General features: G+C 66.1%; 10 protein-coding genes. 6 read left to right on the top strand and 4 right to left on the bottom strand.

Annotated features, from left to right (window positions below; genetic code table 11):
- Nucleotides 1–49 precede the first annotated feature (49 nt).
- The 5 genes from ACWETB_RS21815 to ACWETB_RS21795 all read left to right on the top strand — a co-directional run bounded on the left by ACWETB_RS21815 (nt 50) and on the right by ACWETB_RS21795 (nt 7,836).
- Complete coding sequence (locus tag ACWETB_RS21815; protein ID WP_452213610.1) at nt 50–1,951, top strand: ABC transporter ATP-binding protein; 1,902 nt, start codon at nt 50–52, stop codon at nt 1,949–1,951.
- On the top strand, nt 1,948–3,783 hold the full coding sequence (locus tag ACWETB_RS21810; RefSeq protein WP_452213608.1) for an ABC transporter ATP-binding protein: 1,836 nt from the start codon (nt 1,948–1,950) through the stop codon (nt 3,781–3,783). Before ACWETB_RS21815 ends, ACWETB_RS21810 begins: the two co-directional genes overlap by 4 nt.
- 211 nt (nt 3,784–3,994) lie before the next feature.
- Nucleotides 3,995–4,810 carry a hypothetical protein gene (locus ACWETB_RS21805; protein ID WP_452213606.1) on the top strand — a complete coding sequence of 272 codons (816 nt, stop codon included), beginning with the start codon at nt 3,995–3,997 and terminating at the stop codon, nt 4,808–4,810.
- Nucleotides 4,811–4,886: 76 nt separating this feature from the next.
- Nucleotides 4,887–6,503: an acyl-CoA synthetase gene (locus tag ACWETB_RS21800; RefSeq protein ID WP_452213604.1), complete on the top strand. Its 1,617-nt coding sequence runs from the start codon at nt 4,887–4,889 to the stop codon at nt 6,501–6,503.
- Nucleotides 6,504–6,792: 289 nt separating this feature from the next.
- Nucleotides 6,793–7,836, top strand: a complete 1,044-nt coding sequence (locus ACWETB_RS21795; RefSeq protein WP_452213602.1) for a TY-Chap domain-containing protein — start codon at nt 6,793–6,795, stop codon at nt 7,834–7,836.
- Nucleotides 7,837–8,024: 188 nt separating this feature from the next.
- On the opposite strand, the gene zapE is transcribed toward ACWETB_RS21795, so the two are convergent.
- Entirely contained in the window at nt 8,025–8,999 is a 975-nt protein-coding gene (gene zapE, locus ACWETB_RS21790) for a cell division protein ZapE (RefSeq protein ID WP_452213600.1), read from the bottom strand.
- A gap of 42 nt (nt 9,000–9,041) precedes the next feature.
- Between zapE and ACWETB_RS21785 the strand changes: the two genes are divergently transcribed.
- A complete protein-coding gene (locus tag ACWETB_RS21785; protein WP_348810100.1) occupies nt 9,042–9,608 on the top strand; it encodes a TetR/AcrR family transcriptional regulator in 567 nt (188 codons plus the stop codon).
- A gap of 36 nt (nt 9,609–9,644) precedes the next feature.
- On the opposite strand, the gene ACWETB_RS21780 is transcribed toward ACWETB_RS21785, so the two are convergent.
- Genes ACWETB_RS21780 through ACWETB_RS21770 form a run of 3 tightly spaced genes read right to left on the bottom strand, consistent with a single transcriptional unit; the run spans nt 9,645 to nt 12,471 of the window.
- The gene (locus ACWETB_RS21780; RefSeq protein ID WP_452213598.1) at nt 9,645–10,736 is read right to left on the bottom strand and encodes an NAD(P)H-dependent flavin oxidoreductase; all 1,092 of its coding nucleotides are present in this window, start codon (nt 10,734–10,736) and stop codon (nt 9,645–9,647) included.
- Entirely contained in the window at nt 10,733–11,515 is a 783-nt protein-coding gene (locus ACWETB_RS21775; protein WP_452213596.1) for a CoA-transferase subunit beta, read from the bottom strand. Before ACWETB_RS21775 ends, ACWETB_RS21780 begins: the two co-directional genes overlap by 4 nt.
- The gene (locus ACWETB_RS21770; RefSeq protein WP_452213594.1) at nt 11,512–12,471 is read right to left on the bottom strand and encodes a CoA transferase subunit A; all 960 of its coding nucleotides are present in this window, start codon (nt 12,469–12,471) and stop codon (nt 11,512–11,514) included. Before ACWETB_RS21770 ends, ACWETB_RS21775 begins: the two co-directional genes overlap by 4 nt.
- Between the last annotated feature and the right edge of the window lies 1 nt (nt 12,472).

Raw genomic sequence — 12,472 nt, 5'->3', positions numbered from 1 at the left:
GACTTAGGCTACCCTTCCTTTTGTTGCGCGTAGGCGTTAACGTACGCGTATGACATCCACCGCGGAGGCCCCGCCGAGTCCGATCGCCACGGCACCGGACGCCGACACCGATGCCCACGCCAGAGCCCGGGAGAACTCCGGCGCGCTCCGGGAACTGCTGGCGCCGGTCCGATCCCGGGTCAGGCTGGGCCAGTCGCTGCAACTCCTCGCGTCCGCGGCGACGGTCGTGCCCTTCATCGGCGTCGTCGAACTCGGTCACACGCTGCTCGCGCCCCGACCGGTCGATGAGTCGCGCGTCTGGGTGATCGTGGTGATCGTCGTCGCCGGGCTCGTCGCGCGGGGCTTCTTCGGTGGCGCCGCGCTCGGGGTGACGCATTACGCGGACATCGACCTGCAGGCGGTTCTACGCCGACGCATCGTCGCCAAACTCGGACGCCTCCCGCTGGGCTGGTTCAGTGCCAACACCTCTGGAGTCGTCCGCAAGACGGTGCAGCACGATGTCGGTGAACTCCACTACCTCGTCGCGCATGCGGATGTGGAAACGACTGCGGCCGTAGCGACTCCACTCTTCGCGCTGATCTACTGCTTTGTTCTCGACTGGCGTCTGGGCCTGCTGGCCATCGCGACGCTGCCGCTGTACGCGATCGCCTACGCCTGGATGATTCGCGACAGCACCGCACAACAGGCGAAGATGAATGCGTCGCTGGAGAAGATCAGCGCCACCATCGTCGAGTTCGTGACCGGGGTGGCCGTCGTCAAGACCTTCGGACGCACCGGACGCGCACATCAGGCATTCATCGACGCCGCAGACGAATTCAACGACGACTTCGAGGCATACATCCGCCCGATGCTGCGCATCGAGGCGCTCGCCGGTGTGATGCTGTCGGCGCCGCTGATTCTGCTGGTGAACCTCGGCGGTGGATACTGGTTCGTCCGCGAGGGATGGGTCGCCCCGATCGACATGCTGGGGGCGACGCTGATCGCCATGGTGTTGCCGAGCACTCTGATGGCCGCAATGATGGCCATGCACAATCGGCAGCAGGCCGCCGCAGCGGCCGGACGCATCGTGGACCTGCTGACGTTGCCGGAACTGCCGATCACCGCACATCCCGTTGTCCCCGAGAATAACTCGGTGGTGATCGACGCCGTGAGCTACACCTATCCGGATACAGGGCAAGGTAACGGCGTGACGGCCCTGCGCGAGGTGAGCCTCACGCTGCCCGCCGGGAGTCTGACCGCGGTCGTCGGTCCCTCGGGCAGTGGGAAGTCCACTCTCGCGACACTCATCCCGCGCTTCGTCGATCCCGATGCCGGCCGGGTCACCATCGGTGGCGTCGACGTGCGCGACATCGACCCCGAGGTGCTCTACCGGCACGTGGGATTCGTGCTCCAGGATGTCGCATTGCTCGAACTGACTGTGGCGGAGAATATTCGGCTCGGGCGGCCCGATGCCTCGGATGCGGAGGTGGAGGCGGCGGCACGCGCCGGACGGATCCACTATCGAATCGTCGCCCTACCGCGCGGATATCACTCGGTGATCGGGGTCGACGCGCACCTGTCCGGCGGTGAGGCGCAGCGCGTCACGATCGCACGCGCGTTACTGTGTGATGCGCCGATCCTGATCCTGGACGAGGCCACGGCATTCGCCGACCCGGAGTCCGAAGCCGATATCCAGCAGGCGATTTCAACCCTGATCGCCGGTCGCACCGTCCTGGTGATCGCGCATCGTCTCGGCTCCATCACTCATGCCGACTCGATCGTCGTGCTCGAATCCGGGCGGATCGCCGAACGCGGCACTCATGATCAGTTGCTGGCCGCAGGCGGGCCGTACGCCGCGCTGTGGGCCGCCTGGCAACGGGGCGCCGTCCCGGAGAGTGCCGAATCGACCGAAGAGGCCGGGTCGACCGAAGATACCGGGGCGACCGAACAGAATGACGGAGAGACAGCATGATTCGCGGATACCTGACCATCCTCGGTGACGAGCGTCGCCGGTTGTATGTGGTCCTGGCCTGGGCCGTCGCCTACGGCGTGGCCCAGGGTGTGTCGATGCTGCTCTTGGTGCCGATCACCCGCGCACTCTTCGACGGCGACGTCCGCACCGCCGGAGGATGGTTGCTGCTCCTCATCCTGGTGGTCGCACTGTGCTGCGTAACGTTCTACCTGCAATCGTTGTCCGCCATGCAGATGGCCGTACACACGATGCGTGCTCTGCATCATCGCCTCGGTGACCATCTGGTCACGTTGCCACTCGGCTGGTTCACTCGAGACAAGACGGCGGCGGTCTCCCAAATAGCGGTCAAGGGAACGATGTTCGTCGGAAGCGCCGGAGCACACCTGATGACCCCGATCATCACCAACCTCGCCGGATCGGCCACCGTCGTGGTCGGATTGTTCTTCTTCGACTGGCGGATCGGACTCACCGCCGCCGTCGGAGCGATGGTGCTCTGGGGAGTGGGAGCGCGTGCCAGCGTACTGATCGCCGACGCGGAGTCGCACAACCATGACACCGCCGTGGCAGTGAACGGCCGGGTCCTCGAGGTGGCGCGACACCAGCCGACGCTGCGAGCCTTCGGGAGCGCCGGTGCCGACTACCGGCCACTGGAAGACGCACTCGAGCAACAGCATTCGATCGGTCGGGCGATGATTGGCGGATCGGTGACCGGTCTGCTGATCAACGGCCTCGCGGTGCAGGCGGTCTTCACCGCGATCCTCGTCGTCGGGGCAGCGCTCGCGGTCTCTGGTGACATCGAGGCGGCCGTGGTGATGGCGGTGTTCGGTCTTGCGGCCCGCTTCACCGACCCGATTTCCGAACTCGCCGAACTCGGTTCGGCGATGCGGATGTCCACCGCGGAGATCGATCGGATCACCGACATCCTGCACACCCCGGCGATGCCGCAACCCGCATCGCCGGTCGCCCCGACCGAACGCGGGTCGATCGAGTTGGTGGATGTGTCGTTCTCCTACAGCGGTGATCCCGACGGCAGTGATCCGGACGGCGGTGTTCCGGACGGCAGCGGTCCGGACGTCGCCGTCGCCACCGCGTCGACGCGATCACGGGTTGTCCTGCGCGACATCGGTTTCAGTGTTCCGAACGGGTCGATGACCGCCCTCGTCGGTCCGTCGGGCTCCGGGAAGACCACCGCCACCCGGCTGATCGCCCGTTTCTACGACGCCACGGCGGGAACGGTCCGCGTCGGCGGCGTGGACGTTCGCGATCAGGACACCGCGACACTGATGGCGCAGTTGTCGCTGGTGTTCCAGGACGTGTATCTCCTCGACGACACGCTGTGGGAGAACATCCGGATCGGTCGTCTCGACGCCACCGACGACGACATACGTCGGGCGGCCGCCACCGCGGGTGTCGACTCCATCGTGGAGCGACTGCCCGGCGGATGGGAGACGCGGGTGGGCGAAGGCGGTTCGGCGCTGTCCGGCGGGGAGCGGCAGCGCGTCTCGATTGCCCGCGCACTGGTGAAGAACGCGCCGATCGTGCTGTTCGACGAGGCGACGAGCGCGCTCGACCCGGAGAACGAGGCACATGTCGCGGCGTCGATCCGGGAACTGGCCCGAGAATCCACGGTGCTGGTGATCGCGCACAAGATCTCCACCGTCCTCGCCGCCGACCAGATCGTGGTGCTGACCTCTGACGGGCGCCTCGCGGACATCGGACGCCACGACGAATTGTTGGCCCGCGGCGGGACCTACGCCGACTTCTGGCGACAGCGCAACGCGGCGGCCGGATGGACGATGGGCGTCGCTCAACCCGCGGGTACCGCAGGTTGATGCGCCGTCGACGGTAGTGTTGCCGCCGGAGAAGTACCGGCGAGGCGGGGAGAAAAGCGGTGATCGAGCGATACTCCTGGGAAGCGCGACCGGGAGATGTCACACGGGCGGCGCGGATCGTCGCGCTGCGCGCCATGACTCGGCCCGTCACGGTCGGGATGCAAGTCCTCACCGTCGGAGCTGCGCTGCTCGCCGCAGCGATACTGGACGAGTGGGCCATCGCCATCGGGCTCTCGTGTACATCATCGCGCTGTGGGCGCTGGTGTACGTGCAGAAGTCGCGGGCCCTGCGCCAGTTGATGGCGCCCGGCATGCGGATCGACGTGGCCGTCGACGACGATGGCTTCGCGCTGACGACTGCCCTCGGGGACGGTCGCCAGAACTTCACTGCGATCGAGTCCATCTCGCGGATGGGTGGCGTCGTCTTCATTCGATCCGCCGGCGGCAGTGAGGCGGTGCTCGCGCTGCCGGCGGCGGTGATACCCGGCCACATCGACGAACTGTGGTCATTCGCCATCCAACGGGCCGGACTCATGGCGACGGGCCCGCGGCCCTCATTCGCCCCGACGCCGAGCGGATTGACACCGCAGTTGTGGTGGCAGGCCGCCGAGGATTCGGCCACGCAGATGACCATTGCGGCGCTGCGGTTTCAGTTCGTCCGGCCGAAAACCCTCGTCGTCACCTGCGTGTATGTCGCAGTGCTGATCGCTCTGGCGATATGGCTGCGGAGCTGGTTCGTCCTGGCCGCTCTACCGATGTGCGTGGCGCTCGTGATCGGGATCGCTTGGTCCCGCGCCCGGCGAATGGGTGCCGCGACGGCCGGTCCCGGGATGTGGATGGCCAGTGCATCCGGTGATGCGGAGTTCGCCATGTGGAGCGCTAGTGGCCAGTTCGCCGTGTCCACAACCGATCTGCATGACATTCGCGGCCTCGGTGAGTTCGCCGTCATCCGACGGCATCGGGGCATCCCGCTGCTCGTGCCGACCGCGCTCATTCCCGTCGGGCACCCACGCCTGAGGGTCCGGTGAGCCGTGCCCCTCTTGTCGTTTACTAGGACAACCTAGTAACTTGTGATGCCGGTAACAGCTGGCGACAAGGGAGTGCATGATGGCGGCGGATTTCAGTGAGACCGGCTTCAGTGAGGCCACCACCGCATCGATCGTCACCGCCCGTGAACACTCGATCGGCGCGCTCCTGCACCGCAGTGCCCGGCGCACTCCGGACAAGACCGCCATCATCAACGGCGAGGTCATCCTCACCTTCGCCGAACTCGACACCGCGGTGAACCGCTGCGCCAACGCCCTGACCGAACGCGGCCTGCGTCGCGGTGACCGGCTCGCCCTCGTCAGCCACAACTGCTGGCAGTTCGCCGTGCTGAACTTCGCCGCGGCGCGGATCGGCGCCATCCTGGTACCCGTCAACTTCGGCCTCGGCGCCGACGAGATCGCGTTCATCTTGTCCCACAGCGGTGCTCGCGGCGTCGTCGTCGAGGACGCGCTGGGTCAGACGGTCATCGACGCCATCGACCGGGCCGCCGCGGTCATCGACATCCAGGGCTGGATCGCGTTGTCCGGCATGCCGGCACCCGACGGCTTCCAGGACGCCACCGAATGGATGAGTTCCGGCGACGCCACCGCTGTCGGCGTGGTCATCGGCGACGACGAGCCGGTGCGGATGATGTACACCTCGGGCACCGAGTCACGGCCCAAAGGTGTTCTGCTGTCCAGCAAATCGCTCATCTCGCAGTACGTGTCGTGCATCATCGACGGCGGCATGACCGCCGACGACGTGGAGATCCACTCGCTGCCGCTGTACCACTGCGCGCAACTCGACTGCTTCCTGTCCACCGACATCTACCTCGGTGCCACGAGCATCATCCTGCCCGCACCCGACCCGGCAGCGATCCTCGCCACCATCGAGTCGGCGCGCGCCACCAAACTGTTCTGCCCACCGACGGTGTGGATCTCGCTGTTGCGGCACCCCGATTTCGACACCCGGGATCTGTCGTCGTTGCGCAAGGGTTATTACGGTGCGTCACCGATGCCGGTCGAGGTCCTGCGTGAACTGTCCCGCCGGCTGCCCGACGTGCAACTGTGGAACTTCTACGGACAGACCGAGATGTCGCCGCTGGCAACGATTCTGCAGCCACACGAACAGATCGACCGCGCCGGATCGGCCGGACGCGCCTCACTCAACGTCGAGACCCGGGTCGTCGACGACGACGGGAACCCGGTGCCCACCGGCGAGGTCGGCGAGATCGTGCACCGCAGTCCCCATGCGACACTGGGGTATTACCGCGACGAGGAGAAGACCGCGGCGGCGTTCGCGGGCGGCTGGTTCCACTCCGGTGACCTCGGCATCATCGACAAGGACGGCTATCTCAGCGTCGTCGACCGCAAGAAGGACTTGATCAAGACCGGCGGGGAGAACGTCGCCTCCCGCGAGGTCGAAGAGGCCATCTATCTGCTCGACGGGGTGGCCGAAGTGGCGGTTTTCGGTGTGCCGCACCCTAAGTGGATCGAGGCGGTCACCGCGGTCGTCGTGCCCAAGGAGGGTGCACAGCTGACCGAGGAGACCGTCGACGCGCACCTCGAGTCCATCCTCGCCGGGTATAAGCGCCCCAAGTACGTCGTCTTCGCCGACGCGCTGCCCAAGAATCCCAGCGGGAAGATCCTCAAGAGGGATCTGCGCAGCGAGCACAACGACATCGCCGGGCGCTGAGGTCTTTCGGCACCGCTCAGTAGCAAGGATTCCTCGCCGCCGGCACGCACCGTCACATCCGACAGGCGGATACTCCACGGCTGTGACGATGATGACCTTGTCGTGCAGGTGTTGCGTCCTGCAGGTGTTGCGACACTGACGTATTCCTCCGGCATCTCGACCGTCGACCCCCACCGGTCGATCGCCACGAGGGTCGATCGTATGACCGACAGTCAGCGCTGACCGCTCCGGTGTCATGCCAGGATGTCGGGTCGGCGGACTTTCACGAGCTCATTGAATCGGGGAAACCATGATCGGCATCGACAACTACGTGCGATTGCTGCGGCTGATGTCGGCGGCCGACCTCGGGGACTGGTCGGAGTTTCCGGTGCGCCGGTTCCTGGACAGCCAGGAGTGGTGGATCCCCGGTGACGATGCGTACCGCACGGCGGTCGAGACGACCCCGCCATGGCTCGGCGCGACGTTGACGTCGTCGAACCGCCGAGATGGGTACACGGCGTTGGCAGTGCGGGTTGCCGACAACGCGGACAACGGCGACCTCGAACGTTGCGTGCGCGCCACCGAAACCTTCTTCGGCGAGCCGGCCCAACTGCTCGGTGGCTACGACTCGATGTCCGGCGGCGTCTTCCGGCAGTGGCGCAGACCCGACCACGGGCCGACGGGAACCACCTACTCTGTCGAGTTTCTTTCGGGCCGAATCGAACTCGCGCTCTACCCGTCCAGGGAGTTTGAGTACGAGTGGTCCAAGAATGCCGACTTCGGTGACGGTGCCAATGATGCGCCGCTGTCGCCGCTGTGGCTGGTCACCGGGCCCGGACCGCAGGAGAACCTCGGCGGCATGATGTTCCCGGGTGTACGGGTCGTCACCAACTGGGCCGACCTCGTGGATTCGATCCGTTACTCGATTCGCACGCTGGCGCGGGATCTGCGGGTCCTCGGCGACGGCATGTCGATCATCTTCGCCCCCGAAGGCCACGGCGAACGCTACGTTCGGTTCCTCATCGACGACGAGGACGGCTTCCTGTTCGCCGAGGCGGCACGCGGATGGGGCGGCCCCGACGACGCGACGATGACTGCGCTCGGCTGGACCACCCTGAACAACTATCCGGACTCCGACTGGGCATCCATCCATCCCGATCCGCTGACCGATTCCCGGATGATCGCGGAGCGGGTGGCCGCGACGCTGAAAGCCTACGGCGCGGTGCTTCCCGAGTTCGGCGGTGACGAGTCGCCTGGTCTGCTGTTGTGCCGTACCAACTTCGTGTCTGAGGGCCCCTTCGGTGGTGGGCTGTTCACCATCTACGGCATGCATGTCTCGGAAGCCGGAGGCTGAACGGTCGGCTCCTCTGCCGCCGCTGGTCGTGTCGAGGTCAGACACCCCCCCGGGGGCGAGCAGTGAGCTGCCGGCACCGCCGACCACGCCGAGCGGGCACCGCCGGAGGTGACGGCCGTGGTGATCCCGCAACAAGCTCGGCCAGCCGATGTCCGCCGGGTGAGGTACTTGGCGTCATCGGATCTGCATCACGTTCGTAGTGCCGACAGTCTGCTCAAGAGGCGCGGGACTCCGGTCACCGCGCGAGGTGCTCCGGCGCCCACGTGTGACAGATCGACCGGACTCACGATTGTCAGGGGACAGTCGTGGTCGTACAGGACGTCGACGAGGTGCACGAATCGTTGTGCCGGTTCTCGTCCCGCGGAAGCCAGCGTCGGAACGCCGGTCACCATCCAGGTGTCGTGGCGTTGCACAAGTTCCAGATAATCGATCGCGCCGAACGGCCGGCCGCAGATCTCGCCGAAATCCGCGTTCACAGAACCGGATTCGGCGCTACCGATAGTCGCCAGGGCACGCCCACGCACCGTGACCCGGGCTCGTTCGTGCCGGTCCGGCGTCGACGATGCGACCAACCACCGACCCGAAGCGAACCCTGTGGCGTGGCGGGCGAACTGACGGTAGTCCACACCGGTGTCGAACTCGATTGTACGGCAGGTGGTATGGATGAGATCGATGGTCGGCAGGAACTCGTGATGAAACAGCGGATGCGGCATCAGGTCGTCGGGATGGGTGTTGGAGGTGAAGATCAACCGGACGCCGATGTCGCTCGCCTGCTGCATCAGACGGTGCAGGAAGATCCCGTCCGCTCGGTCATGGATGTGCACCTCGTCGAAACACAGTACGGCGACGCCGGCGAGCAGATGATGTATCGCACCGTCGATCCCGCCGTGATCGCGGATCAACACATGCAGCGTCGCGACGAACTCGTGCCAGTGGACGCGGCGTGGGGATTTCGGTGCAAGTGCGGTCACGTACGTGTCCATCAGCCAGGTCTTGCCCGATCCGGGAGGGCCGACCAGGTAGAGCCCGGCGTCGCCGGTCAGTTCCAGAGCGGCCCGGATCTGAGATGCGTCAAGTGCGAAACCGTCTCGGCGTGAGGCGAACTCGAACACCTCGAGGCCGATCCGGGGGATCGGGGCTCGTCGTCGACGGAGGTCGAACACGCCATAACTCTATCATCGTAGAGTTTGATTACACTGTGATCCATGCCTCGTCCCGACCGTCGATTGCTCATCTCCGACGCCGCTCTCGAACTCGCCGCGTCCGGCGGGACGCATGCGCTCACCCATCAGGCGATCGATCGTCACCTCGACCTGCCGAAGGGGTCGACGTCGTACTACTTCCGCACCAGGGACGCTCTCATCGGTGCCGCAGCGGACCGACTCGTCGCCGCATCACGCCGCGAGTTTCTCGAGAGTGTCGATTCCGGGAAGTCGGCACTCGATCTGATTGCCGACTACGCGGTCACCCTCGTCACCACGCGGCGTCGCGACGTTCTCGCTCGCCAGGCACTCCTGCTGGAACCCGGTCTGCCGACCGACGTCCGGTCACGGCTGGTCGGCTGTCTCTTCTCGATGGAGGCGGCCACCTCACTCACCACGACGCTCGGCGAGCCCGAGCCGGATGTGGCTGCGCGCGAGCTGATCACAGTGCTGGAAGGTGTTGTCTTCAGCCATACCCAGGGCGTGGATGCGCGCCGCGCCGCACGTTCGCGGCGGCGAATCATCCGGTCGTTGCTCGTCGACGTCTTCCCTCGGCTTGGTGCACGATGAAGACGCGTCGTGACGTGCCCGCGGTAGGCCGACCGCTCAGCCCAACGCGCCCAGCGCCTTCAACCGTTCATGCGCCTGACCCATGATCGACTGGATGAGTTGATCACAGCTGGGCAGGTCGTCGATCATGCCGACGACCTGTCCGGAGGCGAGCACTCCGGCATTGGTGTCCCCCTCGACCAGTCCGGCGCGCAGCAGCATCGGGGTGTTGCCGGCCATGATGATCTGTTGCCAGCTGCGTTCGCCGGACCTGCGCATCGCACGGCCGTCGCGCAGCATCGTCGTCCACTTCATCCCGGTCAGTTGCTTGAACTCGTTGGCGTTGCGTGCCGCTGCCACCAGGGCTCTGACGCTGCTGCCGCTCTCCAGGGCGTCGACCAGCGGTGTGCGCAGGACGCGGTGCGGCATCCCGTCGACCTTCACCGACACGACGGTGTCGCCGAGTCCGCGATGCAGATACTCCTGCTTGACCGCATCGGGCACCGCCGAATCCGAGGTGAGCAGGAAGCGGGTGCCCATGGCCACACCCTCGGCGCCGTAGGCGAGGGCCGCGGCCAGACCGCGGCCGTCGAAGAATCCGCCGGCCGCGACGACCGGCATGTCCGAACCGTTGGCGGCCAGCGCATCGAGCACGGACGGCAACAGCAGGGTGGTCGCGACCGGACCGGTATGTCCACCGCCCTCACCGCCCTGCACGATCACCGCGTCGGCACCCCAGGACGCCACCTTGACGGCGTGCTTGGCCGCGCCGATCGACGGGATGACCACCACCCCGTGGTCTTTGAGTTTGGCGATCAGTTCCTGCTTGGGCGCCAGCGCGAATGACGCCACCTTCACCTTCTCGCGGATCAGCAGATCGATGCGTGCCGGTGCGTCGGTGGCGTCGGCGCGGATGTTCACCCCGAAGGGCTTGTCGGTCAACGACCTCGTCTTGGCGATGGCCGCTTCGAGTTCGTCGTAGGTCATGGTGGCCGAGGCCAGGATACCCAACCCGCCGGCGTTGGAGGTCGCCGACGTCAGCGACGGCCCCGACACCCAGCCCATTCCGGTCTGCACGATCGGATATTCGATGCCGACGAGGTCGGTGAAGCGGGTCGACAATGCGGCGGCGCGTCCGGCGGCACTCATCTGGAGGGCACCTCCTTGTGGCGAACACCCTTGGGGTCGAGCACATCCCGGATCAGGGTGAGCTCGCTCTCCGACGGCTCGCGGGTCGGTGGGGCGTCGGCGAGACCAGTGATTTCGAATGACGTGTTCTCCGCGACCTCGTCGGCGCTCACCCCCGGATGCAGCGACAGGGCGCGCATCGTGTGATCGGGCCCGCCGAAGTCGAAGACCCCGAGATTGGTGACGACCCGGTGGATGTCGACGTCGTCGAAGGCAGGGTTGTCGGGATCGACTTTGTCGTAACCGATTCCGGCGACGATGTCGACGGAGTCGCCGAACACCCGCGCCGTGTGCCGGGGTACCCAGTAACTCGTCGGATGGTTGATCGTGTTACCGGGTGCCCCCCGCACCCCGAACATCTGCCGCGTGGGCTTCTGCAACGCCCCGAATGCGGACAGATTCTGGTTGCCGAAGCGGTCGATCTGGTTGGCACCCATGATCACATGACGCCGACCGGACGCGACGACGTCGAACACCTTGGAGAACGGCATCCAGCCCTCGATGGGACCGGTCTTCCCGATGGCCGGGGTGTCGGCGAAGATCAGTGCCTCACCGTCGGTGATCAACAAATCGGGCTCGAAGGTCAACCGCGCCAGGCGTGCGCCCAGAAGCGGGGTCGGAGCCATTGGGGAGGCCATGATCTCGCCCGCACCACGGAAGATCTCGGCACAGGCGACGACGCAGTACTCGGCGCGGGTCACCTCGATGACCTCGGTGGGAGCGGTGTTCGCGGTGGTCATTTCGATTCCTCCGGCTTCGCGTTCTCCTGTTCGGTGCGCCATGCGGTCACCTCACGCTGATATGTGGCCTCGTCGACGTCGAGGAAGCGACGATGAAACGCCGCCCACGCCTCGGGGTCCTTCGCCGATTCGACGTAGAACCGCTGGAACGACTCGTCGCGTCCGTAGTCACCGGCAAAGGTGAAATGTGCGCCGCTCGGTGCGTGCACCACGCGGTCGACATTCATCCGATTGAGCAACAACCTCTGGGTGGGAACCGATTTGACCAGCACCTCGGTGTCGACGAGTTGATCGGTCTCCAGGTAGCGGCGCGTGGCGGCCGCGCAGAACAGATCATCCATGTACGGATCGACACCGGTGTAGGCGGCGTTGCCGCGGGAGTCGGCGAGATCGAGATGGACGAACGCGGCGTCGAGTCGCAGCGCCGGCATGGCGATCAGGGTCTGGGTGCGGCCGTCGTCATCGGAGTAGGGCGATTCGACGGTCTTGAGTTCCCCCTCCCAGAAGGCGAGGACATCCGAACCGAGGCCGGCTCGGATCGGCAGGAACGGCAGCCGTGCGGCCGCGGCCTGCAGCCCGCACTTGACCATGCCCTCATCCATCTCACGGGCCTCGATGGCACCGGTGGTACGGGCGTGGGCGAACCACGGATCGTAGAACGGCGCCGAATCCAGCGAGACGAACCCGTAGTAGGCGCGGCGGACCTTGCCTGCGGCGCACAGCAATCCGAGGTCGGGTCCGCCGTAGGTGACCACGGTAAGGTCTTTCACGTCGGAGCGGGCGAGGGCCCGGACCAGTGCCATCGGTTTGCGTCGTGATCCCCATCCGCCGATGCCGATGGTCATCCCGTCACGCAATTCGCCGATGACGTCGTCGAGGGTGCTGGTCTTGTCGGTGGGTGTCGCAGTGGTGGGCGTCGCAGTGGTGGGTGTCGAATTCGCGGGTGCCGCCGTCATC

The organism is Gordonia sp. NPDC003950 (assembly GCF_053605205.1).
This window is presented reverse-complemented; position numbering and strand designations above follow the sequence as displayed.